Source organism: uncultured Microbulbifer sp. (assembly GCF_913055755.1).
GTDB lineage: Bacteria > Pseudomonadota > Gammaproteobacteria > Pseudomonadales > Cellvibrionaceae > Microbulbifer.
Genome location: NZ_CAJXKH010000006.1, coordinates 41,106 through 66,171, shown reverse-complemented (window position 1 = coordinate 66,171; position 25,066 = coordinate 41,106). Strand labels below are relative to the sequence as shown.

The 25,066-nt window shown below is 59.1% G+C and carries 24 protein-coding genes; 17 read left to right on the top strand and 7 right to left on the bottom strand.

Features of this window, described 5'->3' with window-relative positions; translation table 11 throughout:
* Window positions 1-200 precede the first annotated feature (200 nt).
* Window positions 201-1,499, top strand: coding sequence for a hypothetical protein (locus QZ511_RS02625; RefSeq protein WP_295798535.1), 1,299 nt, complete (start codon window positions 201-203; stop codon window positions 1,497-1,499).
* Window positions 1,500-1,634: 135 nt separating this feature from the next.
* Here the strand turns inward: QZ511_RS02625 and QZ511_RS02620 are convergent, their stop codons facing one another.
* Both QZ511_RS02620 and QZ511_RS02615 read right to left on the bottom strand, forming a co-directional pair.
* A complete protein-coding gene (locus tag QZ511_RS02620) occupies window positions 1,635-2,117 on the bottom strand; it encodes a hypothetical protein (RefSeq protein ID WP_295798532.1) in 483 nt (160 codons plus the stop codon).
* A 27-nt stretch (window positions 2,118-2,144) separates the two neighbouring features.
* Window positions 2,145-2,558: a hypothetical protein gene (locus QZ511_RS02615; protein ID WP_295798529.1), complete on the bottom strand. Its 414-nt coding sequence runs from the start codon at window positions 2,556-2,558 to the stop codon at window positions 2,145-2,147.
* Here QZ511_RS02615 and QZ511_RS02610 point away from each other — a divergent pair.
* The 13 genes from QZ511_RS02610 (at window position 2,557) to glpQ (ending at window position 17,393) form a co-directional block, all read left to right on the top strand.
* The gene (locus QZ511_RS02610) at window positions 2,557-2,979 is read left to right on the top strand and encodes a hypothetical protein (RefSeq protein ID WP_295798526.1); all 423 of its coding nucleotides are present in this window, start codon (window positions 2,557-2,559) and stop codon (window positions 2,977-2,979) included. The genes QZ511_RS02615 and QZ511_RS02610 overlap by 2 nt on opposite strands.
* A gap of 17 nt (window positions 2,980-2,996) precedes the next feature.
* A complete protein-coding gene (locus tag QZ511_RS02605) occupies window positions 2,997-4,220 on the top strand; it encodes a hypothetical protein (RefSeq protein ID WP_295798523.1) in 1,224 nt (407 codons plus the stop codon).
* A 92-nt stretch (window positions 4,221-4,312) separates the two neighbouring features.
* Complete coding sequence (locus tag QZ511_RS02600; RefSeq protein WP_295798521.1) at window positions 4,313-5,884, top strand: hypothetical protein; 1,572 nt, start codon at window positions 4,313-4,315, stop codon at window positions 5,882-5,884.
* A 348-nt stretch (window positions 5,885-6,232) separates the two neighbouring features.
* A complete protein-coding gene (locus QZ511_RS02595; RefSeq protein ID WP_295798517.1) occupies window positions 6,233-8,323 on the top strand; it encodes a PEGA domain-containing protein in 2,091 nt (696 codons plus the stop codon).
* Window positions 8,324-8,364: 41 nt separating this feature from the next.
* On the top strand, window positions 8,365-8,673 hold the full coding sequence (locus tag QZ511_RS02590) for a hypothetical protein (RefSeq protein ID WP_295798514.1): 309 nt from the start codon (window positions 8,365-8,367) through the stop codon (window positions 8,671-8,673).
* Between the two features lie 89 nt (window positions 8,674-8,762).
* On the top strand, window positions 8,763-9,557 hold the full coding sequence (locus QZ511_RS02585) for a MotA/TolQ/ExbB proton channel family protein (RefSeq protein WP_295798511.1): 795 nt from the start codon (window positions 8,763-8,765) through the stop codon (window positions 9,555-9,557).
* 82 nt (window positions 9,558-9,639) lie between these two features.
* Window positions 9,640-10,944 (top strand): hypothetical protein, encoded by a 1,305-nt coding sequence (locus QZ511_RS02580; RefSeq protein WP_295798508.1) that lies wholly within the window; start codon window positions 9,640-9,642, stop codon window positions 10,942-10,944.
* A complete protein-coding gene (locus QZ511_RS02575) occupies window positions 10,934-12,016 on the top strand; it encodes a vWA domain-containing protein (protein WP_295798505.1) in 1,083 nt (360 codons plus the stop codon). Before QZ511_RS02580 ends, QZ511_RS02575 begins: the two co-directional genes overlap by 11 nt.
* Window positions 12,013-13,017, top strand: a complete 1,005-nt coding sequence (locus QZ511_RS02570) for a VWA domain-containing protein (RefSeq protein ID WP_295798502.1) — start codon at window positions 12,013-12,015, stop codon at window positions 13,015-13,017. Before QZ511_RS02575 ends, QZ511_RS02570 begins: the two co-directional genes overlap by 4 nt.
* A gap of 25 nt (window positions 13,018-13,042) precedes the next feature.
* On the top strand, window positions 13,043-13,711 hold the full coding sequence (locus QZ511_RS02565; RefSeq protein ID WP_295798498.1) for a hypothetical protein: 669 nt from the start codon (window positions 13,043-13,045) through the stop codon (window positions 13,709-13,711).
* A gap of 57 nt (window positions 13,712-13,768) precedes the next feature.
* Entirely contained in the window at window positions 13,769-14,431 is a 663-nt protein-coding gene (locus QZ511_RS02560) for a hypothetical protein (RefSeq protein WP_295798495.1), read from the top strand.
* Between the two features lie 54 nt (window positions 14,432-14,485).
* On the top strand, window positions 14,486-15,949 hold the full coding sequence (locus QZ511_RS02555; RefSeq protein ID WP_295798492.1) for a M48 family metalloprotease: 1,464 nt from the start codon (window positions 14,486-14,488) through the stop codon (window positions 15,947-15,949).
* A gap of 298 nt (window positions 15,950-16,247) precedes the next feature.
* Window positions 16,248-17,393, top strand: a complete 1,146-nt coding sequence (glpQ, locus tag QZ511_RS02550; protein WP_295798489.1) for a glycerophosphodiester phosphodiesterase — start codon at window positions 16,248-16,250, stop codon at window positions 17,391-17,393.
* A gap of 16 nt (window positions 17,394-17,409) precedes the next feature.
* Here glpQ and QZ511_RS02545 read toward each other — a convergent pair whose 3' ends face one another.
* Together QZ511_RS02545 and QZ511_RS02540 are read right to left on the bottom strand one after the other, a co-directional pair.
* The gene (locus tag QZ511_RS02545) at window positions 17,410-19,266 is read right to left on the bottom strand and encodes a diguanylate cyclase (protein ID WP_295798486.1); all 1,857 of its coding nucleotides are present in this window, start codon (window positions 19,264-19,266) and stop codon (window positions 17,410-17,412) included.
* Between the two features lie 282 nt (window positions 19,267-19,548).
* Complete coding sequence (locus tag QZ511_RS02540; protein WP_295798482.1) at window positions 19,549-20,328, bottom strand: enoyl-CoA hydratase; 780 nt, start codon at window positions 20,326-20,328, stop codon at window positions 19,549-19,551.
* Window positions 20,329-20,593: 265 nt separating this feature from the next.
* On the opposite strand from QZ511_RS02540, the gene QZ511_RS02535 reads away from it, so the two are divergent.
* Window positions 20,594-21,376 carry a tryptophan 2,3-dioxygenase family protein gene (locus QZ511_RS02535; RefSeq protein ID WP_295798479.1) on the top strand — a complete coding sequence of 261 codons (783 nt, stop codon included), beginning with the start codon at window positions 20,594-20,596 and terminating at the stop codon, window positions 21,374-21,376.
* A 127-nt stretch (window positions 21,377-21,503) separates the two neighbouring features.
* On the opposite strand, the gene QZ511_RS02530 is transcribed toward QZ511_RS02535, so the two are convergent.
* A complete protein-coding gene (locus QZ511_RS02530) occupies window positions 21,504-21,935 on the bottom strand; it encodes a biopolymer transporter ExbD (protein ID WP_295798475.1) in 432 nt (143 codons plus the stop codon).
* A gap of 168 nt (window positions 21,936-22,103) precedes the next feature.
* Window positions 22,104-22,574, bottom strand: a complete 471-nt coding sequence (locus QZ511_RS02525; protein WP_295798472.1) for a methylglyoxal synthase — start codon at window positions 22,572-22,574, stop codon at window positions 22,104-22,106.
* Window positions 22,575-22,774: 200 nt separating this feature from the next.
* Here QZ511_RS02525 and QZ511_RS02520 point away from each other — a divergent pair, with 200 nt between their 5' ends.
* Complete coding sequence (locus QZ511_RS02520) at window positions 22,775-23,188, top strand: hypothetical protein (protein ID WP_295798469.1); 414 nt, start codon at window positions 22,775-22,777, stop codon at window positions 23,186-23,188.
* A gap of 103 nt (window positions 23,189-23,291) precedes the next feature.
* Here QZ511_RS02520 and QZ511_RS02515 read toward each other — a convergent pair whose 3' ends face one another.
* Window positions 23,292-24,113, bottom strand: a complete 822-nt coding sequence (locus tag QZ511_RS02515) for a hypothetical protein (protein ID WP_295798466.1) — start codon at window positions 24,111-24,113, stop codon at window positions 23,292-23,294.
* 122 nt (window positions 24,114-24,235) lie between these two features.
* Between QZ511_RS02515 and QZ511_RS02510 the strand changes: the two genes are divergently transcribed.
* The gene (locus tag QZ511_RS02510) at window positions 24,236-25,048 is read left to right on the top strand and encodes a hypothetical protein (RefSeq protein ID WP_295798461.1); all 813 of its coding nucleotides are present in this window, start codon (window positions 24,236-24,238) and stop codon (window positions 25,046-25,048) included.
* Window positions 25,049-25,066 lie beyond the last annotated feature (18 nt).

The window sequence follows — 25,066 nt, the reverse complement described above, 5'->3', positions numbered from 1 at the left end:
ATGGCCAGCAGAAATTCCCGCGTCACCAAAGTCCGGTAACACACACATACCCGGAAAACCGGCAGGAAAGTGAACGAACCACACTTCAGGGAGAGAAGATCCGCGCGTCTTTTTTCAGGGCGCCGGAACTCGTGCTCGGCTACCGACCCTAACAGCGGTCGGGACGGGTCAACACAACATGGAATGGAAGTGGTTCTACCGTGACACAGACAGAAATCAGCAACGCAATTGCTATCGGCTTGAAGTTTACAGCCTCAGCTCTGCTGTGTGGCTCTGTAACGGCCCAGGAATTATCGACAATTGAGGACGACTCTCTCGCGCCCCCGGCGGCTTATATAGAAGCCGCATCCAAGCCCCTGGAAAAGCCCAAGCGCCAACTCACACCTTCCAGGGCAGCTGATGAATACCGTCAACGTATCGAAGACATGGAAGCAGAATACGGTGCTTACGGCGCCGGTATCGATGAACAACTACTGGGGCTCGGTGCAGCATTGCAGCGGGCCGGTGCACACGAAGAGGCCATTTCCCAGTTCCGCCGTGCGATGCTGATCAACCGCGTCAATGAGGGGCTTTACTCCCTCAATCAGGTGCCGATGATCGAACGCATGATCGACAGTCAGATCGCACTGAACGAGTGGGAAGACGCCAATGACAACCAGGAATACCTGTTCTGGTTGCACGCCAAAAATTTCGGTGAAAAAGATCCCCGCATGCTGCCGATCATCAATCAGCTGAGCAGCTGGCACCTGCAGGCGTATATCGATGAAAAGGGCGCAACGCTGTTCGAGCACCTGATCAGCGCCACCAATTTATACGCGCTGGCGGTGGATATTATCTCGCACAATTTCGGCGCCAACGACCTGCGGTTGGTGGACGCGCTGCGCGGCCTTAAAGCCACTAATTATTACCTGGCAACCTATGCCGGCGAGCCGCAGCAAGCGGTGGTGGTCAACACCAGTTTCAACGGCTCGCCAATGGATTCGGAAAACCGCGCGCAGCTCGACCACTACCGCATGAACAGCTTCAGCTCCGGCAAGTCCGCAATCACACGGATCATGAATGTCTACCAGAAAAATCCGCAGTCCCCGCCAGCGGCATCCGCCAAGGCGAAAGTGGAACTGGGTGACTGGTACATGATGTTCAACAAGTGGCACTCGGCCCGCGAAACCTATGGCGAGGCCTATCAGGCGCTGTGGGACAACGGCGCCACCAATAAAGAAATCGATGAGATCTTTGGACGTCCGGCAGCGCTACCGGCACTGCCACTGCTGGACGAGGATAGGGAGGTGCTGGCGCATTCCTACGTCACCGTTTCCTATGACGTCACCGCGTTCGGCAAGGCGCGCAATATCAAGATTCTCAACGCCGCGCCAGAAGATAAGGTCAGTATCCGCTCCCGGGTGCGCAATGTACTGAAGCGCGCAAAATTCCGCCCCCGCTTTGTAAACGGGGAGCCGGTAGACACCAGCGGGATCGTCCAGAGATTCGTGTTCGACTGATGTAGCGAGGTTGGTTCTGCCCAAAAAACTGACGTGTAAACCGCGTCGCTCGCATAACGATCGCCGGGCAGGGCTGTCGAACAGAGACAAACGTTGCAACGGGCCACAGTGATTGCGCTGCGGCCCGTGGTCGCATCAGGAGAAGCTAATGACACTACGGAAAATCGCACAACAGTTTTCACTGCCGGCAAAGGCATTTACCCCCGGATCGTCGCCCGCAACCGGCTGGCGCTCGCTGGTTTCTGTGATGGTGCTGTCCGCCGTGATCGGCGGCTGTAAAAGCCAGCAGACCCAGCAACAGCCCCCGGCAAAGCCACAGCAGTCCTCCAGCTCTTCGAGCTCGCCATCGCAGTCCCAGTCGCAGTCGCAGTCTTCCAGCAGCTCGAGCAGCAGCCAGTCGAAGTCGAGCCCGTCTACTGCCAGCAGCATGCCGTCACAGAGTTCACCCAGCAGTCGCAGCCCGAGTATGTCGACCGCAAGCAGCCGTGCGCAGCCGAACTCCTCCATGCCGAGCATCGAATCCAGTGACCGCTCCAGCCAGCAGACGAGTACCGCGTCGTCAGACAGTGGTGAAGAATCCAGCCAGCGCTCCCGCTCCGGCAGCCCTGCGGACGCCACTGCCAGCCGTGGCCAGTCGAACCCGGTCTATAGCGATTCCGACCAGCGGCCGGACGAGTCGCGCATGCCGCCGGACCCGTCCTCCAACAGTGAGGGAGAACCGCCGGACGAGATTGATTTCTCCGAAGAGGAAAAAACCGCAAGCAGCTCTTCGAGCAGTTCCTCCAGCAGCTCTTCCAGCAGTTCCTCGAGCAGCGCCGCCTCCGCCAGCGCCAGTAGTGCCAGCGCATCCAGCAGCGCACCGAGCAGTGCCTCCAGTGGTTCGCCGTCCAGCGCCTCACCGGCCTCGAGCGGTGCCCCGGCTGCCGGAGGGCAGCCCGCCAGTGCCCAGGCCAGCAGTTCCGCCGGTAGCCCGACAAGCGGCAGCGGCGCCCCCAACGAAGCGCCGGCGAGTGCCGCCGAGCGCGTCGCCGAACTGGAGGGCGAGTTCGATTCCACCATGGCCAGCTACGACGGCATGATCCTGCGCGAGCGGGATTATGTCCGCAACCGCCCCGCTTCCGCGGAAGAGGATCAGGCAGCGGAGGACGAAGTACCACCGGGCGAATCCCTGGAAGATCTGATTGCCGATGCGGAAGCGGCCATTCCCGCGCCCCCCGGCGGTGGCGGCGAGGGTGGCAGCGGCCCGGAGCAGAACAATTCCTCCGGTCAGGCTACCGGTCCCGGCCTGCCCACCAAGGGTCGCAAGGGTGAGTTTGACCACTCCAACACCGCCTCGGTGGTACCGGAAGACGTGCCCAGTGGCGATGACGACGACGTTGTCGCGCGCCAGATCCGCGAAGCCGCCATGCGCGAAAAGGACCCGGAGCTACAGGAACGGCTCTGGGAGGAATACCGCAAATATAAAAAATCTCAGAAGTAACCACGGAGGGATATCGCATGTTTTCGTTTCTTGAACCCAGCCAACGATGCACGCAGTTTGTGCGCACCTCCGGTTGCGCCCTCGCACTCTGCCTGCTGACACTGGTCGGCTGTACCACCACCGAAGTGCGCACCACCGCCTACACCCCGCTGACCGTAGAGGATGCCACCATCGCCGAAAACCGCTTGCTGGACGTGGGTGTAGTGCAGTTCGATGCCGGCCTGGAGCAGGAAGAGGAAGCCGAGGAGGACGAGCTGGTCTTCCCCGAGTTGCGGCGCGCGGAATCCCGCTATCTCGCGGTCACGCTGGCGGACTCGCTGCAGTCCAGCCAGGGCTGGGGGGCGGTGCGGGTGATCCCCAGCGAGCGCACCAATATTGACGTCACCGTCCACGGCAAGATCGTGCAGTCCGATGGTGAGACCCTGACCGTGGAAGTGACGGTTGCCGACTCCCGCGGCCAGGTGTGGTTTACCAGGGAGTACAGCGAACAGGCCTCCCACTACGCCTACGATCGCAAACACCCCACCGAGGGCGATGCGTTTCAGGGCATCTACAACCGGATTGCCAACGATATGCTGATCTACCGTCAGCGCCTGTCCGATCAGTACATCGCCGAACTGCGCACCATTTCCGAAATGAAATTTGCCCGCAGTTTCGCCCCCGGTGCATTTGACCGCTACCTGACCCAGGATGACAACGGCCTCTACCAGCTCACCGCCCTGCCCGCGGAAAATGACCCCATGCTGATGCGGGTACGCCGAATCCGCGAGCGGGATTACCTGTTCGTGGATACCCTGCAGGGCTACTACGACACCTTCGTGAAAACCATGGAGACGCCCTATCAGGAGTGGCGCGCCATGAGCTACGAAGAAGTGAAGCAGATGCGTGAGCTGAAACGCAAAGCCCGCAACAACACCATCATGGGGGTAGCGGCAATCGTCGGTGGTATCGCCGCAGCCGGAGCCGGTGGCGGCGCCGCCCGCCAGGCCGGCAATGTCGCCGTCGCCGGTGGCGGTTACCTGGTAAAGAGCGGCTTCGATCGCCGCTCGGAAGCGAAAATGCATATCGAGGCACTACAGGAACTCGGGGATTCCATGGAGGCGGAAGTGGAACCCCGCATCGTGGAACTGGAAGACCGCACCGTTACCCTGTCGGGTTCGGTGGAGAACCAGTACCGCCAGTGGCGCGAGCTGCTGAAGGAAATCTATCAGGCGGAAACCGGGCAGGCTGCGGATATCTGACCCGGCGACAGCAATGCACAAATCCCGGGGCGCGTCCGCCTTGACGGACCACCCCGGCAGTCGACAATAACAGCGAGACAAGCGGCCCCCCTATGCAATACCGCGATCCCTCTTCAGAAGACAAAGACTATATCCAGCCTGCGGAATTCAGTTTTGATGGAAGCGCGGGCGCGCGCGCCGAGACCGCAACCGAACAGACAAAGCTCGCAACACAGGTCCACGCTCCCGATCGCCAGAAGCTGGTGCAGGGCGCCATTGCGGTGGGATTACTGGCGGCACTGATTGGCGTTTTCTGGGGGCTGCCACAGTTGGTGGAAAAGCCTCAAACCAGGTTGCCAGTGACAGCCCAACCGCCATCCTCAGCGACCGACAGCAAACCGGCGAAGGTCAAGGCATCGCCATTTACCGATGCGGAAATCGCCCAGCAGCGGCGCGAAGTACAGCAGGTCCTGCAGGACATATTGCAGCTGCAGGAAGAATTGATCGAGCGCAAGGTGGAAGTGTGGGCGGCAGAGGAGTATTTCGCGGCCCGCACGCTCGCAGAAGAAGCGGATGGCATTTATCGCCAGCGCAAGTTTATGCAGGCACTGCAACAGTACCGCGACGCCCTTGCCGGCCTGCAGCAAGTGCGCGACAGCATCCCAGAGCGAATCGAACAGCACCTTGCAGCGGGTAACGACGCCCTCGATATCGGTGACTCCGAAGCCGCACATAAGGCGTTCGACATGGTACTGACCATTTCTGAAGCGCATCCGCGCGGTGTGATTGGCAAGGAGCGCGCGGAAAAACTTCCAGAGGTGTGGAAACACTTTGGCGCAGGTCGCGACGCCTTTGCGGAAAATGACCTGGATACCGCAAAGTCCGCCCTCGATCGGGCACTGGCACTGGATGCAGATACCCGCCCGGCCAAGACCCTGCTGCCGAAAGTGGAAGCGGCGATTCTCGAGCGGGATTACAGCGAGGCCATGTCCGCCGGGTTTGCGGCGATTGCCGTACAGGACTTTGACAAAGCGCGGGAATTCTTTGTCAAGGCGCGCAAGCTGAAACCCGACGCCAGCGATCCCCAGGTCGGCATCGAGCAGGCGGAAAATGGTGTCGCCCAGTCACGCATCGATCGCCTCTTTGCCGGCGCGGAAACCTTCGAACAAAACGAGCAGTGGCACAAGGCTCTGGGGAATTACCGCAAGTTGATCAGCGAAGATGCCAGCCTGGTAAAAGCCCTCACCGGCAAGGCCCGCACCGAGGCGCGCGCACAACTGGACGACCAGTTGCAGGAACTGCTGGATGACCCCCTGAGCCTCGGACAGCCAAAGCGCAATCAATACGCCCGCAAGGTACTGGCAGATGCCCGCGCGCTGAAGGCGGATACGCCGCGCCTGCAGGGCCAGATAGAACAACTGGAAACCGCCCTTACCCAGTCCCTCATCCCCATTACCGTACGCCTGCAATCCGACGCCACTACCCACGTCACCATCTACCACGTGGGGCAACTGGGCAATTTCTCCGAGCGGGAAATCGCACTGAAGCCCGGCCGCTATACCGTCGTGGGAACCCGCCAGGGTTACCGGGATGTGCGCCGGGAAATTGTCGTGGACCCCGCCAGTTCGACACCGGTAGTCACCATTCAGTGCGCAGAGAAAATAAACAGTGCCAATAACGGCTGAGGGTTGAACCTCAGCCGCCCCACCTAGCTCCAATTACATACGATTTCGTGTGCGTCGGATTTCTGGCCAGCACTTTTTTCGGTGAAAAATTGTGACTGTCCAACCGCTTTTGCGCGCCATCCAGGAGGTGGACGGAAACATCAACCCGGTACCCGCCATCCGCGATTTTTTACGCCAAAAGCACGTCCGGAGCGGCCGCTTCAGCGAGAGCGGACTATGCTGAAATGCGCGGCTCCCTGTCTTTAAACTTTGTCACCGGAACAACCGAAAAAGACAAAGCAGGCGACCGGAAGCACCGCAAGCCGCAACGCGAAATAGTAATAAATGTGCAGTAACAGGACATCATAAATGACAGCGAAGGAAGCGGTACCCGTTCGCGAAAGCGAACCGTCCAGGGAAGATGTATCCATCATCCAGCCGATCGGTTTCACTCCGGCGCCGGTTTCCTCTGGCAGAAAAAAACTGCTGCTCTCCCCCAAGGCCATCGGCGTCGCCACCTGCCTGCTGCTGGGCGGCACAGTTCTGGTTTACCTGCTGGTGGCGCGCTCCCTGATTTTTGAAACCCAGCCCGCGGATGCCGATGTTTCCGTCAGCGGCCTGGCCCTGCCGCTGGGTGACGGCCACCTGGTTTTGCCCGGCCACTACAGCTATACCGTCAGCGCGACCGGATATGTGCCCCAGAGCGGCGAAGTGGATGTCAGCAGTGACAGCAACAGCCGCCACGCAGTAAAGCTCGAGCGCCTTCCGGGACACCTGCAGGTGGTGACTGATCCAGCGGTGCCGGTGCGGGTGCTGGTCAACGGTAGCGAAGTGGCAAGCGACCAGGGGCTGGCCGAATCCATTCCCGCCGGCCGCAAACGCGTCACCATTCTCACCGAGCGCTACCTGCCATTCAGCAAGGAAATTGAAATCGAAGGGCTGGACAACACCCAGACCCTGGAGGTCAGCCTGCGTCCGGCGTGGGCGAATGTGCATATTACCAGCAACCCCAGTGGCGCCACCGTCACCGTAGAGGGCAAAGTTCTCGGCACCACACCGCTGACCGCAGAACTGGTACAGGGAGACAGGCTCGTCACCCTGTCCATGCCCGAACACAACCCCGCAGACATTGCCGTGCCGGTCACCGCCGGCGTCGACCAGACCCTGGAGACCGTGGACCTGAATGCCGCCGATGGCATGCTGCGGCTGGTGAGCTCCCCTTCCGGCGCCAGTGTTACCGTCGACGGCGAATACCGCGGGCAGACGCCAATCGAGCTGGAGCTCGCTTCCAACAGCCGTCACCAGCTGCGCTTTTTCAAGGATGGATACAGCACCGTCGAGCGCAGCATTGATGTGCGCGCCGGCGAGCAGCGGGAAATGAATGTGTCCCTGGGCGCGGTATTTGGCAAGGTCGCGATCAGCAGCAGCCCACCGGAAGCCCAGGTATTTATCGATGGCAAACTGGCCGGTGTTGCCGGGCAGACCTTCACTCTGCCCACCCGCAGCCACGACATCACCGTGCGCAAGGCCGGCTACGAGGACTACCGCACCACCATCGTGCCGAGCGCCAAACTGGAACAGAGTGTGCGCGCGGTACTGCTGACCGGCGAGCAGGCGCGCTGGAGCAATGTGCCCGCGGAGATTACCCACGGTGCCGGCGGCAGGATGCTGCTGATGCGCCCCGATGCCCGTTTCACCATGGGTTCGTCCCGGCGCGAACAGGGCCGCCGCGCCAACGAGGTCTTCCGCAAGATTTCCCTGACCCGCCCCTTCTATGTCGGCGCCACCGAAGTGACCAACCGCGAGTTCCGCCGCTATCAGCGGATGCACAGTTCCAGTCACGCCAACGGCGTCAGCCTGGATAACGACGCCCTGCCGGTGGTCAACGTCAGCTGGAATGACGCCGCCCTGTTCTGTAACTGGCTGAGTGCGCGGGACGGCCTCAAAGAGGTTTACCTTACCGAGCGCGGTCGCGTGGTCGGCTTCGATGCCAGCGCCAACGGCTACCGCATGCTGACGGAAGCGGAGTGGGCCTGGGCGGCCCGCTACAACCGCGGCAGCATGCGCAAGTTTCCCTGGGGCGACTCGCTGCCGGTGGGCAAAAACTCCGGCAACTTCGCTGACAGCAGTGCCGCAAGCATTATCCCCGCGGTGCTCAGAACCTACAGCGACCGCTATGCCGCCACCGCGCCGGCGGCCAGTTTCCCGCCCAACGAAATGGGCCTGTACGACCTCGGCGGCAATGTCTCCGAGTGGATTCACGATCTCTACACCGTCGGCACCGGCCTTTCCCTCAAGGGCGAAGAAAACCCGGTGGGCCCCCAGGAAGGGGACTATCACGTGATCCGCGGCTCCAGCTGGCGCCACGCCGGACTCACCGAACTGCGTCTTTCTTACCGGGATTACGGCGCCGAGCCGCGCAACGACGTGGGATTCCGGTTGGCGCGCTGGGTGGACTGAGACGGACGAATTAGCAAGGCAGAAAGCCAGGGAGCACGGTCATGAAGCTTCACAAAACGGTACATGCAACTGCTGTGGCGGCATCCGGGATACTGGCGCTTGCATTGTCGGTAGCAGTGTCCGCACAGACAACCGCCACAGGAGAAAGCAGCGACAAGGACTCCGGCACAACCCAACCGACCGCGACAGCCGAGGAAGCAAAAGCCCAGGAAGTAAAGGCACAGCAAACGAAAAGCACTACCCAGAAGGCCACGACCATCAAGGCCCAGAGCGCCAAGAACGCCGACAGCTATGAGGCGTCGGAAGAAATTTCAGAAGACCTGTCGGTTTCCTACCCGATAGATATCTGAGCGCACCGCAAACCGGGAAGCGATCAACACGCCCATAAACACGAGAAGTCGCCGCCGGAACGCGGCAAGCAAACAAGGCGGGAATGCCCATGAAATTCAAGTCATCAGATTTTGTCTTCCAGATATTCGCCCTGCTCGGGGCTGTTATTCTGGTGCACGCCATTTATGTGGGCATCATCCGCCCCAACGCGGATGCCCTGATCGAGGAACAGCTGGCCCGCGAGGCCGCGGGAGAAACCTATATCCAGCAGCGCTCCCTGTACATCGTGATGCGCGACTACGAACAGGAAGCCTGCTTCGTGCTGATGCTCTGGGCTATGGCCATCATGGGGCTCAAGGCGCGGCGCAGCATGCGCGAGCGCAAGTTACTGGACCAGGCCCTGCTAAATGTCAGCGAGGGCACCCCGATTCTCCCGGAAGACACCCGCGACCTGTCGCGCCCCATCCAGGCGCTGCCGGAAGAAGAGCGCAATTTCCTGCTGCCCCGCGCGCTGCTGACGGCACTGCAACGCTTTGGCTCCACCCGCAATGTGGCCGCGGTGTCCAACTCCGTGAAGGAGGTGTGCGAAACCGAAGGCGACCGGCTCGATTCCGAGCTGGCGATGGTGCGTTACATCACCTGGGCGATTCCCTCCATCGGGTTTATCGGCACCGTGCGCGGTATCGGCGAAGCCCTGGCGCAGGCGCACAAGGCAGTGGAAGGCGATATCGCCGGCGTCACCGTCAGTCTGGGTGTGGCCTTCAACTCCACCTTTATCGCGCTGGTGATCAGTATCGTCATCATGTTTTTCACCCACCAGCTGCAGCTTATGCAGGAACGCCTGGTACTCGACACCCAGAATTACTGCGACAACAAATTGCTGCGATTCCTCAAGGTCAGCTGAGTAGCTGTTGATCGGATTTTTTGTCGCTACCGGAAAAGGCGATACCAGGGAATTGGTATCCGGATCATACACAGGAGCTCCCATGAGCAAAGGCGTACTGGAAATTAACGACTGTGGACTGCGGGTGTTCAACGGCACCGACGAGGTGCTGGAAAGCCCCGGGGTGGCCATCATCAACAACCGGGAAATACTCACCGGCACCCAGGCTCTGATGCGCGCACGCAGCCACCCCACCCAGGTCAATCACCAGTTCTGGCGGCGGTTGAGCCTGGAATCGGTGAAATCGGACAATCCCGGCTGTCGACACCATGCAGACCTGGCGTTTTTTCACCTGAGGGAAATTGCCGGACTTTGCGACATTTCAGACGAATATGCCCTGGCGGTGCCGGGTAACTTCACCCGCGAACAACTCGCCCTGCTGCTGGGTGTGATCAAGGAGAGTCCATTCAACGGTGTCGCGCTGGTGGATGCCGCCGCCGCCTGTATCAGCAGTTGCGCCCCCCGGGGTGTGCACCTGCATATCGAGCTGCAGCGCCACCAGACCCTGGTGAGCAGGGTTGCAGTACATGAGCACGCAGAACTCGACATTGCGGAAACCGTCACCGATGCCGGCCTGCACCATTTCCAGGACGCCTGGGCGCGCGTATTTACCGATGCCTTCATCATGCAGTGTCGCTTTGATCCGCTGCACTCGGCAGAAGCGGAACAGCAGCTGTACGACCTGCTGCCCCAGTGGATCGCCAAAGCAATGCGCCAGGGAGAAGTGATGGCGGAGCTGGATGATCGCACCGCCAAGGTCAGCCTGCGCCAACTGCAGGATGCCAGTACACCGATCCTGTCCCGGGTGCGCGCGATGATCGACAACCTCAGCGAAGGCAGCAGCATCGTGTTTGTTTCCCACCGCTGGGCGGATATTCCCGGCGGCGCGCAGCTCGCCGAACGCATTCACCTGCTGCCCCACAATGCCGTGGCCCAGGCCATCGAACAGCGCTGGCATGAAGTCCACAGTGAAAACGACAGCCTGCGCCTGGTGAACGCACTGAGTGCGGCGCCCCCAACCGAAGTGGCGATCCAGGTAAACGCCGCCGCCGAAGCAGCCGCCACCCACCTGCTGTTCGGTCACCGCGCCCTGGCCGCGATGCAACCGCTGTTTGTGAGCTGGCAGGCGGGCAAACTCGATATCACCCCGACCCCTCCGGAGCACCCTGCCGCCACCATCACCAACCACGCCGGCCGCCTGGCACTGCGGGTGGATGCCGGCGCGGAATTGATGCTGAATGGCGAACGGATTTCCGCCCCAGTGAACCTGAATGCCGGCGACCGCATCGGTGCCGCCAACTTCGACGATGTAATCACTGCAATCAGCGTGGAGCATTATGGCGCGTAGAAACCGGCGTTTCAGCACTTCCAGTCTGTCGTTTCTCGACATCATGTCCTGTGGCTTCGGGGCCGTGGCACTGATCTTCCTGATCATCAAACACGGCTCCGACCATGAGATCGAAGCCGAGCACGAAGACCTGTCGGCGGAGGTCAACCTGCTGGAAGAAGAGGTCCAGTTCGGCCGCGAACACCTGGTGCTGGCGCGCAACACCCTGGACTCCACCAGTGATGACCTGGCCAAGGCCCAGGGTCTGGCGCGACGGATCATGGAACAGATCGAGGAAGTGCGCGGCAATATTGCCGAGGTCGACAGCACCACAGAAGAAATGGATGTCGCCCGCCTGCAGGAAAAGCTCAAAAAACTCGAGCAGGCCAAGAAAAAGCTGGAAGAAGAAAACAAAAAGCTTGGCAACAATGTGCGCATACATGTCGGCGATGGCGACCGCCAGTACCTCACCGGACTGCGTCTCGGCGGCGACCGCATTCTGATCCTGCTGGATTCGTCCGCCAGTATGCTGGGGGATGAACTGATCAAGGTCATCCGCACCCGCAACATGTCGGACGCGGTAAAAAAAGACACGGAGAAATGGCGTCGCGCCAAACAGACGGTGTCCTGGCTGGTTTCGCAGTTTCCCCAGGACAGCCAGTATCAGATCTACACTTTCAACACGGGCTTTCGCGCGGCCATTGTTGGCACCGAAGACCGCTGGCTGAATGTGGATGATCGCGACCAACTGGACCAGGCGATCAGGGAACTCGACGACATAGTGCCGGATAATGGCACCAGCCTGGAGCGGATATTCAATGCCGTCAACAGCATGTCGCCGCTGCCGGACAACATCATCCTGATCACCGACGGCCTGCCCACCCAGGGAATGAAGAAACCGCGCGGCAATACCATTTCCGGCAAGGAGCGGCTCAAGCTGTTCCGCGATGCGGTGCACGCCCTGCCGAAGAGTATTCCGGTCAACGTGGTATTGGCCCCCATGGAAGGCGATCCCTTTGCCGCCAGTGAATTCTGGAAACTGGCGATGGAAACCCAGGGCTCCTTCCTCGCACCGTCAAAGGACTGGCCATGAGCAGGAAACGCAACAAGAGACAGCAGGAAGAATTCAGCATCTCCTTCCTCGACGTCGTGTGCTGTGGCTTCGGTGCCATCGTTCTACTGTTGATGATTGCCAAGACCGTGGAGCCGATTGTACTGGAAGAGGCCGAAATCGACCTCGATGGCCAGGTGCAGCAGCTGCAGGAACAACTGGCGGAGATCCGCGGCGAGACCACGGTTCTCAACCGTGATCTCAACGCCAAGAAGGAACAGCTGGATATCGAAACCAAGCGCATTGCCAGGCTCAAGGGAGAACTGGAAACCCTGCAGGCCATGTATGCGCGCAAAGCCGAGGATGAGAGCGAGGAAGGCAAACTGAAGGGCGAGCTGACCATTGCCCTGCAGAGTATGACCGACGAAATGCGCCGCCTGTTAGGGGAAAACTACCAGCGCAAGAACAACGTGATCGGCGGCATCCCGGTGGACAGCGAGTATATCCTGTTCATCATCGACACCTCCGGCAGTATGTTCAATTACGGCTGGGACCGCATGATCCAAGAGATGGTCAACACCCTCAATCTCTACCCCAACGTCAAGGGCATCCAGGTAATGAATGATATGGGGGACTATATGTTCTCCAACTACCGCAACCGCTGGATTCCCGACACCCCCGGTCGCCGCAAGGCGGTACTGGATCGCCTGCGCTCCTGGAACCCGTTCAGTAATTCCAGTCCGGTAGAGGGCATCCAGAAGGCGGTGCGCACATTTTACGACCCCAACAAGAAAATCAGCATTTACGTACTGGGTGACGAATTTACCGGCAAGTCCATCCGCAACGTGATGATGGCGGTGGACCGGGTAAATGCCCAGCGCGGCGAAGACCAGCGCATGGTGCGCATCCACGCCATTGGCTTCCCGATCCAGTTTTCACGGCCACTGCACCTGCAGACCACGGGATTGCGCTTTGCTGCACTGATGCGGGAACTCACCTACCGCAATGGCGGCACTTTTGTGGGACTAAACGATTTCAGATAGCCCGGGAAACGGGCAGGAGCCAAGGATGAACTGCTTGCCATACGGAATAAAAGCCATCGGGAAATGCGCCGCGCTGGCACTGGCCGCCCTGGTGGCGGCCTGCTCACATACGGTCAGGGTAGACGGTCAGTTTCCCCAGCCTATCGGCGACAAGCACCCCCTTACCGTCGGCGTATACCTGAGCGACGACTTTCGCCAGTTCACCTATTCCGAAAACCGCGATGATCGCGACGAGTGGAATATCAATACCGGGCGCGCGCAAAAAAACTTGTTCGAAACCGTACTGAGTTCCATGTTCAAGGAGACTGTGAACATCAATCAGTACCCCTCGAACCTGCCCACGGGAGTCGACCTGGTGATCGTGCCCGAGGTGCGGGAACTGCAGTTCACCATGCCCCGGGAAACCCGGGTGAATATTTTCGAGGTGTGGATCAAATACGACATGCATGCCTACGACTCACAGGGCGATGCGGTTGCCGAGTGGGTGATCACCGCCTATGGCAAGACCCCCACCGCCTTTCTGAAATCTCAGGAGGCGGCACTGGCACAGGCCATCAATGTGGCGTTGCGGGATGCCGGGGCCACGCTCTATACCGGGTTTGAGCGGGTACCGGAGCTGCAGGCATTTCTCGCCAACAAGCAGCGGGCACTGACCCTGCAGCAAACCGAACCCGATGAGGTTCCGCCGCAATAGCCAACGCGCAGCGGAACGCATACTGGAAATGCCCACTGGCAATACGGAGGTTACCCAGTGAAAAGTCTGACTCTAATTTTGTTAGCGCTACTCAGCAGTGGCTGTACCACGGTAGTGATCGATGAATACCGCCGCAGTACCGGAGAACTGGCCATGGGGGACTCGGTGGTAATCCTGGGTCGCCGCCATTCCAGTGAATACGAGACCGAACCGGACCTGATCGATTGCGTGGGCAAGTCGCTGCACAACCCGGAAGCGGGAATCAACATCATTCCGGAAAACCAGTTCGTCGATGCGCTCTACCCCTGGTTTGAGCCCCGCACTGCGCCCATGCATATCAAGTCGCTGGACAAACTGATGGATATTCCGGAAGTGCGCGATCGTATGGCCACCTACGGGGTGAAATATATCGTGTGGATTGACGGCTCCACGGAAACCACGTCCAGCGCCGGCTCCATCGGCTGCTCCATCGGTACCGCGGGCGCCGGCTGCTTTGGTTTCGGCACCTGGGACAAGGAGTCCGATTACGAAGCTTCGGTGTGGGATTTCCGCGACCAGGAACTTTCGGGAAAGATCAGCGCCGATGCCCAGGGCACTTCCTACATGCCCGCGATCGTGGTCCCCATCCCGCTAATAGCCAGAGTGCAGAACAACGCCTGCAAGGGCATGGCGGCACAGCTACAGGAGTTTTTACTGCCCCCGCAATCTGCCAGCCGCTGACTGGTAACGGCAAAACAATAATCACCTGAAGTAACTCACGACAGGAGAATAATGATGCACATAGTCAATAAAGTACTGGCGGGGATATTGCTGGCCACCGTTACCGGCTGCGCCTTCAACCCCGCCACCAACAGGCCCGACCTGGTGCTGATGTCCGAGGAAAAGGAAATCAAGATCGGCCGGGAAATGCATGAAAAACTGGTGGCCAGCACGCCCATCTACAACGACCCGATCCTTACCGCCTATGTGGAACACGTGGGCCAGAAAGTCGCCAAGGCCAGTGATCGGCCGGAACTGACCTATCACTTCACCATTATCGACAGCCAGGACATCAACGCCTTTGCCCTGCCTGGCGGCTACGTCTATATCAATCGCGGATTGCTGACCTACCTGCAGTCAGAGGCGGAAATGGCCGCGGTGCTGGCCCACGAGGTGGGCCACATTACCGCCCGCCACGCGGTGCGCCAGAAGACCGCGGCTACCGGCGCGGGGGTGGCCTCGGTGCTGTCGGTTCTGGTGACCGGCAGCGGTGTGGTGGGTGACGTTACCAACCTGTGGAGTACCGCCGCGGTAAAAGGCTACGGCCGCGATATGGAGCTGGAGGCCGACCGTTTCGGTGCCCAGTACATGTACAGCGCCGGCTACGATCCCCAGGCAATGATCAATGTTATCGCCCTGCTCAAAGATCAGGAGACCTTCGCCCGCCGCCGGGCCCGGGTGGAGGGCAAGAAACAGCAGAGTTACCACGGTGTTTTCTCCTCGCACCCGCGCAACGATGTGCGCCTGCGGGAAGTGGTGGAAGCCGCCGGCAAGCTGCCGGAAGACAAGAAGATTGTGAAAACCGAATACTACCGGGAAAAAACCGAAGGGATTGTGTACGGCAACAATGTGCAGGAAAGCGAGAAAAACCGCTATAACCACAAGAATCTCGGTTTTTCCCTGTTGTTTCCCGAGGGCTGGAAGGTGAAAAACGAGCGCACCGCCATCGTCGGCACGGCGCCGGACAATTCTGCCTCCCTCACCATCCGCGTAGCCCGCAGGGATGGCAACCAGCCGGCGGACATGGCGTTGCGGGGCGTCTACGATGTGCGCAGCCTGGAACAGGACGAGGCGCTGAACCAGTACCGCCTGCAAGGCCATACCGGCAAGCTTCCGGACAAGACTGCCGCTGCCCCGGACCGGGTAGCGATCCTGTTTTACGGCAGCCGCCAGTACATCCTGGAGGGCAAGGTTCTGAATGCGCCCGCGTCGAAAAAGGATTCTGCGGAATCGGCAAGCGAATATGACAACCTGTTTATGACCAGTATTCGCAGTTTCCGCCCACTGCGAAAGAGCGACATAGTCCAGCCGGATATCAAGCGCGTGCGCTATGTGCGCGCGAATGACAAGACCACCTTTTCTTCCCTCGCCCGGCATATGGAAATCGGGGACTATGCGGAGGAACAACTGCGCCTGCTGAATGGATACTACCCGCGGGGTGAGCCCAAGCCGGGGGAGTGGATCAAGATCGTGCAGTAGTGACCTGCGACTTTACACGGAGAACGATTGAGTTAAGTGGCGGTGACGCTGCCGGGTATAGCTATGCGAGACACGCCGTGAACCCATCCCTGGGGGCTCTTCGAAAACATCCTTGTTTTCGAAGGTCTCGCAAAGCTGTACCCGGCATCGTCACTTTCGCAGATAGTTCAGAAGGCTAATTAACCTAAAACTGTCATTACACATTAGATTATTCACCCATGCCCCGGTTTTTCTTGTCATGGTAACCGGGTAAGGTTATTTCCCTATACATGCCTCCGTATTGGGACTCTGATCTGTCATGAATCTGAAATTTTCGCTTCCACCGCGTATTTGCGCGGTTCTGTTACTGGCAACGGGGTTTTCAACAACCTCAGCGGCAAACGCCTCGGAAAATCACCAACCCCTGGTCATCGCCCACCGCGGTGCTTCCGGTTACCTTCCCGAACACACCCTGGAGGCCAAGGCTCTCGCCTACGGTATGAAGGCGGACTATATCGAACAGGACCTGGTGCTCAGCAAGGACGATCACCTGATCGTCATGCATGACATCTACCTGGACGACACCACCGATGTGGCCGCGCGGTTTCCCGGGCGGGCGCGGGACGATGGCCATTTCTATGTGATTGATTTCACCCTCGAGGAGCTGAAGCAACTGCGCGTCACCTCGACTTTCCTTCCGCAGACTGCGGGGAGTCCGGCAAAATATCCGCAGCGCTTCCCTCTGTGGAAATCCGAATTCAGGCTCGCGACTTTCGAGGAAGAACTCGAGCTGATTCAGGGGCTGAACCATTCCCTCGGCTACAACACCGGCATTTACCCGGAAATCAAGAAGCCCTACTTTCACCACCGGGAGGGCCGCGATATCGCGCGGCGGGCGCTGGAGGTACTGCAGCAATATGGCTACACCGGCCCCCAGCACAGGGTTTTCCTGCAGAGCTTCGATGCGGAAGAACTGCAGCGCATCCACCGCGAGATGATGCCGGCGATGCACATGGCGTTACCGCTGGTGCAACTGATTGCGGAAACCGGCTGGGGGGAAAAGCTTGTTGAGCGGGACGGGGACTGGGTAAATTACGACTACGACTGGATGCGCACCCCGGCCGGCCTGGAAAAGATTGCCGGCTACGCCAGTGGCATTGGCCCCTGGTTCCCGATGCTGGTGGAGGGCAAAGACAACCGCATTGTGGCCACTGCGCTGACCGGGTCGGCGCAACGGCTGGGGCTCCAGGTGCACCCGTATACCTTTCGCGCCGATCCCGGGCAGGTTCCCGAGGTCATCGGCAGCTTCGAGCAGATGCTGGCACTGTTTGTGGATAAAGTGGCAGTGGACGGGCTATTTACCGATCAGCCGGACAGGGTGCGGGCGTTTTTGCTGCAGCGGCAACGGCAGGCGGGCGAGCAGGCCCGCAAGGCCGAAACCGCGGCGCTTCTCCAGCCAAACTGATCAGTGACGGCGGAACTCAGGCCGGCTCTGGTTCTGGCTCGGCGGTAACGCGCGGGAGCTGATATTCAACGACGACGTCGCGCCCCCGCTCCTTGGCGATATATAGTGCCTGGTCCGCCAGTTTCAGCAGCTGCTCCACGGATTCGGCGTGGTGCCTGTGGGCGATGCCGATACTGGAGGTAAAGCGTATTACGCCGGCGGGACACTCGAGGCGGATGCCGGCAATACAGCCCCGCATCCGCTCTGCGGTGCGCACGGCATCCTCCGGGCTCTCCACAATCAACAGTGCAAATTCCTCACCGCCAAGGCGACCGAAGACATCGGTTTCCCGCACCTTTTTCTGGATGGTATTGCTGAACTCACGCAGCGCCTCGTCTCCGATACTGTGGCCGTGGCAGTCGTTGATGCTCTTGAAGTGGTCGATATCAAACATCAGCAGACTGGCAGGCAGGGATTTGCGCTGCGCGTGCTTCAGGCAGAATTCCGCATCGGCGAGAAAACTGCGACGGTTGCGGATACCGGTGAGCGGATCTGTGCGGGCTTCCAGCTCCGCCTGCCGCTTGGCAATTTCCAGTTCCTCGGTGCGGGCCCTGACCTGTGCCTCCAGTTTCACCTTGGACTGCTCCAGATGCCGGCGGTACTGGCGCTCAGACCGGATACTCTGGATCCGCAGGCGGCGCAACTTCATGCCCATGGCCGCCATGATGGTAATCATCTCGATAAAGGAACTGAGTGGCGGCAGGTAATAATTGACCAAGTTGTGCTCGACGTAGCCGAGGTCCCGCAGCGCCTGATAAAACAGCCCTGCAAGTAACAGGGTCCAGCCCACGGCAAACACCGCCGCTTCGCTGGAACCCTGGCGCCAGCGCACCAGCGCGATCACCGTAGACATCGGGTACAGCAGCAACGCGAAGGTGATGGTCATCAGGGCCATGGCCTTGATCTGGAAGATTGCGCTCAGCAGTAACAGGCTGGCGTTCACCATCATCAGCAGCAGTACATAATCCAGTCGCGGGGTGTACTTGCGGGTCTGCAGGAACATACGATCAAAGATGACCCCGCAGAGAATACTGATGGCCCCGGTCATCGACATGTAGGACCAGTGGAAATCGTTGCGTAACAGGTATTGATGGGTAAGCCCGAGAATGGTCCCCCAGGCAACGATCTTGGAAACGCCATAAATACTGTAGGCAAAGAAACTGACCTCTCCGGTGGTCAGGCCCACAATAAAGGAAAAGACCGCGATCAGCGCGATACCCCCGAACAGGAACGCCAGCAGCGCAGTCTCACCGGTATGGGACTGGCTCAGGTGTTCCGGGCTCCAGATACGCATACTGGGAAACACAAAGCCCGCTTCGTGGGAATCGAAGCGCACCAGCAGTTCCCGTCCCTCGCCGGCATCCAGCGTGATAGGAAAGACGAAGCGGTTGTGAAAAACCGGGCGCTCGGAAAATGGGGCTCCCATGGATAACCGCACCAGCTGTTCGAACTGCCCGGAGGTGTCATTGGACCTGTCGTAGGCAACGAGGTCGATCAGCTGGTGATCCACATATTCGATATTCAGGGTGAGGGGCGCAGGCGAGGTGTTCTGCAGCACAAACCTGGACCAGTAGGTGCCCTTTTTCAGCCCGGTAGACCCCGCCGAATGCAGAGGTCCGAATTCCCCGGCGCGGTATGCGGCCAGTACCTCTTCCAGACCTGCGGTACCACTGGGGTCATGCCAGATCTCGCGCTGACCGGTGCGAGTGTTCCCCTCCTCCCCCGGCCCCACCAACACCGGCGCAGCGGAAACCGCAGAGGCCAGCAACAGGGCTATCAGCAAGGAGATCGCGGTGCGGATGAACGAATGGGAAGTGAAAACGCGGCTTATCATTATTCGAGGTCACGGTAATTGCCGGAATTTGTACGAGTGTACCGGTTAGCAAACTGAGAATCATGTCCCAATCGCGACCGGCGATACTCCACAAACTGTTGCCGCGGGACTCTAGCACAGGCGCGGTGGAACAAACGTGACAGACTGCCAATCGTACCCTCGGCCACCGAAAGGGGCGCGCCATTGCACACAGCCTTAGTCGCTACCGCAAAGCGCAAACGCCCTGAAACAAAATGGCCACCCCGAGGTGGCCATTTTTTCAGCGATTATACTTGCCGCAGCTCAGTCAAACTTGGAGAAATCTGCCGGCCGCTTTTCCATAAACGCGGTTGCCGCCTCGCGAAACTCTTCCGACTGCAGTCGCTGCTGGAAGTGTCCCGCCTCCTCCCGGATGAACTCCAGCCCGCGGGCGTGGATCCCCTGGCGCAGCAGCTTCTTGGTCAGCCGCACCGCCTCGGGGGCCTTGGCCGCCAGTTCCCTGGCGTATTCCCGTGCGCGCGCCAGCGTCTCACCGGAATAGACTACCTCGTTGAGAATATTGACGTTCGCCGCGGTCTGCGCATCGAACTTGCGCCCCAACAGGAGCAGCTCGGAGGCTTTCGCGTGCCCCATGATTCGCGGCAGCAGGTAGCTGGATGCATACTCGGGACACAGCCCCAGGTTCACGAAAGGCATCTGGAATACCGCGTGCTCATCGGCAATCGCGAGGTCGCAATGCAACAGCAGAGTCGTGCCTATACCGACCGCCACACCGCTGACCGCGGCTACTACCGGTTTCGGGAATTCGTACAGTGCCCGCATAAACTGGAACACCGGAGAGTCCTCACCGGACGCGGAACCACCGAGAAAGTCCGTGAGGTCATTGCCACTGGTAAATGCCCCGTCGCAGCCGGTAACAATCACCGCCCGCACACCGGGGTCTGTGGCAGCGTCTCGCAACAGCACTGCCATGGCCGAATACATGGCCATGTTCAGCGCGTTTTTGCGCTCCGGGCGCTGGATGGAGATTTCGAGTACCCGGTCGCTCACCTGGGCCTGAATTTCTGCACATGAGCTCTGCATGAATATTTGCCTGTCTGGTTCGTTTGCTGCCAATTCCGGACTCTATAGTAGTGGCAACTCCCGTTTGTGCGAGGTCCGAATCAATCAGATTGCTTAGCCGATAGAGCAGTCACCACCCGCACCCCTTAAGGATTTTTTCACTCTACCCGCCTGCAACATTATAATAACGCCCAACCTGATATATTTGCGCAATTTCATCTCAAATTTCGCATTTTAGAAGAATTTTTTTCCACCTCGGGTGGATATCAGCAAGAGACCTGAATATATGACCGTTACTTACAGCTCCTATCTGAAAGTAGACGAACTTCTGCAGTGCCAGCAGCCCCTGTCCGAGGGCCCGGAACACGATGAACTGCTGTTTATCGTGATCCACCAGAGCTACGAACTGTGGTTCAAGCAGCTGCTGCACGAACTGGACTTCCTGGTCCGGCTTTTCAATGACGGTGAGCGCAACCGGGCCCTGCATACCCTGAAGCGGGTCGATACCATCTATCGCACCCTTATTCAGCAGGTGGACATCCTGGAAACCCTGACTCCGCTTGAGTTCATGTCATTCCGGGATCGCCTGTCCACCGCCAGCGGCTTTCAGTCTTACCAGTTCCGTGAGCTGGAATTCCTGTACGGCGCCAAGGATGCGAAAAAACTGAGCAACTACGAGCCGGGGTCGGAGCACTACAACCGCCTGCAGAAGCGCCTGCAAGCGCCCACCCTGTGGGACGCTTTCCTCAGGTTCCTGGCCCACGAGGGGCACGACATCCCCCGCGCAGAGCTCGAGCGCGACTTCAGCCAGGTGGCCGCCCCGTCTACCGCAGTGCAGCACGTACTGATTGATGTCTATCGCAACGATCCCCTGGTGAGCGAGATCTGCGAAGCACTGGTGGATATCGATACCTCACTGCAACAGTGGCGCTACCGCCATGTGAAGATGGTGGAGCGCACCATCGGTAGCAAGATGGGCACCGGGGGCTCCAGCGGTGTGGGCTACCTGCAAGGCACCCTGTTCCGGCCAATCTTCCCGGACCTGTGGGCCATCCGCTCCGAGTTCTGAGCGGCCATTCCCGGGGCCTTGCGCCCCGGGCGCACAAACCCGAAGCACAAATTCCGGACACAAAAAAAGCCAGCAAATGCTGGCTTTTTTCGCTCCTGTGAGAGGAGACTCCCCACCGGGAGCAGTATTAGCGCTTGGAATCCTCGAACGGGACCAGGGATACCTGGATGTTCGAGTTAACCTCTTTCGCCGCGTCCGCGATGGTTACGTAGGTGTCAGCACTGGACTTGATGTGCGCACGAACGATCACGATGGCCTGCGGGTTTTCAGCGAAAAGCTGCGCGATACGGGCGCGCACTGCACGGCTGTCGATACGGCTGTTGCCCATCCAGATCTCATCCGCGGAGTTTACGGTCAGCAGGATGTTCTGTTTGTCGGGATCCGGAGGAGTCTGTTCAGTCTCGTTCGGATCGGGCACGTTTACGTCCAACGCCTTCTCTTTCACGAAAGATGCCGTCACGATAAAGAAGATCAGCATGATGAACACGACGTCCAGCATGGGGGTCAGGTCGATATCGGCCTTTTCTTCTTCTACGGCCTTACCGCGTCGTCTACTCATATAACACCGTACAGTTTTAAAATTAGAATAACGCCGGTTTCACCGGTCTAATCAGGTGGGCAAGATTGCCGGGATTTGGCCAGCAATGCAAGTGCAACCTGCCCAACAAAAAGAATACCCTTTAAAATCAATCAGTTACAGACAGAGGCCAGCCCGAAAGGTCAAATTTCAGACAGCAGTTTCCACCTTTCTGGCGGCAAGATAGCCCTGATAGTCAGGTACCAAACGGGAAAAGCTGCGCTCCATCAGGGCCGACTGGACCATCATATCCGCGCTGCTCGCGTTGCAGGCAACGGGAATATTCCACACCGCGGCAATACGCAGCAGGGCCTTCACATCCGGATCGTGAGGCATGGGCTCGAAGGGGTCCCAGAAGAAGATGAGGATGTCCACATCTCCCTGACAGATCTTTGCCCCCAGCTGCTGATCTCCACCCATGGGGCCGCTGAACAGCTTTTCGACCGCCATCCCGGTTGCCGCTTCAATTTTCGTGCCGGTGGTGCCGGTGCCCAGTAACTGGTGCTGCTCGAGAATGTCCCGATGCTTATGGCACCACTCGATCAGGCTGGCTTTGCGGTTGTCATGGGCCACCAGGGCAATGCGCTTTTTCTCAGCGATGGGCTGATCTATATATTCCACTTGAAATCCCGATCATTGGTCGACTGAAAGCCGATTATGCAGAATTCCCCGCATCCAATCCATTTCCCTGGCCGCCAGGACTGTCCCGGGGTGCACGCACCGGCTTCACGCTGGCGATTCGGCAGGCGCCCCGAGCGCCTGTATACTGCCGAATTCTACTTTTTGTTCAATTGATCACAGAGCCGATCCAAGGGGTACTTATGAGTGTGGGCGCGTGGGAGCCGGAAAAGGCGCCGGGAGACAGGGACAATGACCACTCGAGAGACGAGATCGATCGCGCACTGCTGGAAAAGATTATTGCCTCCATGCAGGGCGACGTAAACACAGTGGCAACCTTCCCGCAGGAAATTATTGAAGCCAAATGGCTCGCGGGCCTGCCGGCACAACAGTGGCTGGATGAAGCCACCGCACTGGACCCGGATCGGCTCTGGGCCCTGATCCGCTTTTTCACCCTGGCAGAAATGCAGCTGCCGGATTGGCAGGGTGGTGCCGAGTCACCGGTCATCCCGCTGGCCAAATCCCTGCGCCGGCGCAAAACGCCGCTGAGTCGCGATCAGTTGATGTGGATCCGGCAGCATTCCGACAACCGCTACCTGCCCTACGGGCCACTCTGATTCTTTTCACCTCAGGCCACTTGCACGGAGCGGGTTTCAGCTGACCCGCTCCATTCCCCTCTTCAGCGACTTCCCCAAGGCTATTCCCGGAGCCCACAGAAGCTCAGTCATCAAGTCGGTATAGCTGGTCCGCAAACAGTGCGGCGGTACCCGGCACACGATAGTTACCGGGCAGGTGCCGCCAGATCACGGTTCCCTCACAGTCCAGTAACCAGGCACTCGGACGGACCGCCTCTTTCTGTCGGGGCCACAACAATAGCGGCGCCCCGAAACCGGCAACGAAAGATGCGTTTTCCTGCGCTTTCGGATCCGCTTGCCAATAGGAGAATTCCCCCATTACAAATCGCGGCCACTGCAGCCGCGGCTGCGCTCCGACTACCAGTAATGACACCTCTCGCTCTTTCAGCCGCATCTCCAGCTTGTGCAATTGCCCAAGCAAGGTGCGGCTGCCCGCACAAAATGCCCCGCGCAGAAACACAACCAGCACACCTTTTTCGCCTACCTTACGGCACAGCTCGGCGGGATTCCCGGAGGCATGATTGCAGACAGTTAATACAGGAAAGTGCGCGCCCACGGCCGGCAACCTGGAATGTCCTATGGTGCTGAGGTGAAACAGATAAATCAGAACCACGAACAGATTGTAAATCGCCAGGTAAAGCGGAAGCCCCTTTTGCGTATCGGCCAACAGCGCGAACCCCAACCCCAATAACACACCGGCAAAGGCCGGCGATTCCCGCAAATCACTCGCAGTTTTTTCCGGTAGCAGGTATCGAATCAGCATCCATAACGGCAATGCGAATGCGTTGATAACCAGCCCGGCCCAGGCGGCATTTCCGGAGCCAAACAAAGCGTAAATTCCCCAGAAACCACACAGACAGAGCCAGAGAAATGCCAAAAAGGTAAAAAAAGCCTTAAATTTATTCATTATGGAGCAAAAACACCCTTAAAATACTTGCATTCCAGTATATAAATAAGCTGCAATTAGCGCGATGAATTCCACTCATCCAAAATAAATCTTAAAACCACGTTCAGACACAGGGATATTTTATGGCCGCACGTAAAAAAGCCACCACTCCGGTGAGCGCCGTTGCCAAACTGGAAGCGGAGCTCGCATCACTGAAATCTCAGCTGGAGAGCGCCCGCAGCAAGCAGGAAGCCGACTTTAAAAAGGAAGCTGACAAGCTCGGCAAGGCTGCCGACCAGGCGGCCAAGAAAGCCGAAGCTGCCCTGAAAAAAGTAAAAACCATCCGCGCTAAAAAGAAATCTGCCGCACAGCAGAAGCAGCTGAAAGCAGCCCAGACTGCCTCCGCTGCCGCCAAGAAAGTGGCAACTGCAGCCAAGTCTGCAGCCAAAGCCGCCAAGGACAAACTGGCCGCCGTTGTTGCCGAGAACAAGCTGGCAGCCAAAATTGGCAAGGCTGTAGCCAAAGAAGAGGCTGCGATCACCAAGAAGCTGGCCGCTGCAGAGAAGAAGAAAGCAGCTGCTGCCAAGAAGAAAGCCGACGCCGCCGCGAAGAAGAAAGCCGCTGCAGAGAAGAAGAAAGCCGCTGCCGCCGCCAAGAAGAAGGCCGCTGCAGAGAAGAAGAAAGCAGCTGCTGCCAAGAAGAAAGCTGCTGCCGCCACCAAGAAAAAGGCCGCTGCAGAGAAGAAGAAGGCCGCTGCTGCCAAGAAGAAAGCCGCAGCCAAAGCCAAGAAGGCTACCGCCAAGGCCAAATCTACGGCCAAGAAAAAGCCCGGTCGTCCGCCGAAGGCTGCCGCCAAGTCCGGCGCTGCCAAGAAGAAGCCAGGCCGTCCGCCGAAGGCCGCTGCGGCCAAGAAGACCCCGGCTCGCCGCGGTCGTCCGCCGAAGGCCAAGTCCTGATAGCCTGGGATACCGCCA

Coding starts and splice junctions, on each gene's coding strand:
- QZ511_RS02610 (WP_295798526.1), top strand. CDS start 2,557: ATGGCCAGCTACGACGGCATGATCCTGCGCGAGCGGGATTATGTCCGC.
- QZ511_RS02615 (WP_295798529.1), bottom strand. CDS start 2,558: ATGGTGGAATCGAACTCGCCCTCCAGTTCGGCGACGCGCTCGGCGGCA.
- QZ511_RS02605 (WP_295798523.1), top strand. CDS start 2,997: ATGTTTTCGTTTCTTGAACCCAGCCAACGATGCACGCAGTTTGTGCGC.
- QZ511_RS02600 (WP_295798521.1), top strand. CDS start 4,313: ATGCAATACCGCGATCCCTCTTCAGAAGACAAAGACTATATCCAGCCT.
- QZ511_RS02595 (WP_295798517.1), top strand. CDS start 6,233: ATGACAGCGAAGGAAGCGGTACCCGTTCGCGAAAGCGAACCGTCCAGG.
- QZ511_RS02590 (WP_295798514.1), top strand. CDS start 8,365: ATGAAGCTTCACAAAACGGTACATGCAACTGCTGTGGCGGCATCCGGG.
- QZ511_RS02585 (WP_295798511.1), top strand. CDS start 8,763: ATGAAATTCAAGTCATCAGATTTTGTCTTCCAGATATTCGCCCTGCTC.
- QZ511_RS02580 (WP_295798508.1), top strand. CDS start 9,640: ATGAGCAAAGGCGTACTGGAAATTAACGACTGTGGACTGCGGGTGTTC.
- QZ511_RS02575 (WP_295798505.1), top strand. CDS start 10,934: ATGGCGCGTAGAAACCGGCGTTTCAGCACTTCCAGTCTGTCGTTTCTC.
- QZ511_RS02570 (WP_295798502.1), top strand. CDS start 12,013: ATGAGCAGGAAACGCAACAAGAGACAGCAGGAAGAATTCAGCATCTCC.
- QZ511_RS02565 (WP_295798498.1), top strand. CDS start 13,043: ATGAACTGCTTGCCATACGGAATAAAAGCCATCGGGAAATGCGCCGCG.
- QZ511_RS02555 (WP_295798492.1), top strand. CDS start 14,486: ATGCACATAGTCAATAAAGTACTGGCGGGGATATTGCTGGCCACCGTT.
- glpQ (WP_295798489.1), top strand. CDS start 16,248: ATGAATCTGAAATTTTCGCTTCCACCGCGTATTTGCGCGGTTCTGTTA.
- QZ511_RS02545 (WP_295798486.1), bottom strand. CDS start 19,266: ATGATAAGCCGCGTTTTCACTTCCCATTCGTTCATCCGCACCGCGATC.
- QZ511_RS02540 (WP_295798482.1), bottom strand. CDS start 20,328: ATGCAGAGCTCATGTGCAGAAATTCAGGCCCAGGTGAGCGACCGGGTA.
- QZ511_RS02535 (WP_295798479.1), top strand. CDS start 20,594: ATGACCGTTACTTACAGCTCCTATCTGAAAGTAGACGAACTTCTGCAG.
- QZ511_RS02530 (WP_295798475.1), bottom strand. CDS start 21,935: ATGAGTAGACGACGCGGTAAGGCCGTAGAAGAAGAAAAGGCCGATATC.
- QZ511_RS02520 (WP_295798469.1), top strand. CDS start 22,775: ATGAGTGTGGGCGCGTGGGAGCCGGAAAAGGCGCCGGGAGACAGGGAC.
- QZ511_RS02515 (WP_295798466.1), bottom strand. CDS start 24,113: ATGAATAAATTTAAGGCTTTTTTTACCTTTTTGGCATTTCTCTGGCTC.
- QZ511_RS02510 (WP_295798461.1), top strand. CDS start 24,236: ATGGCCGCACGTAAAAAAGCCACCACTCCGGTGAGCGCCGTTGCCAAA.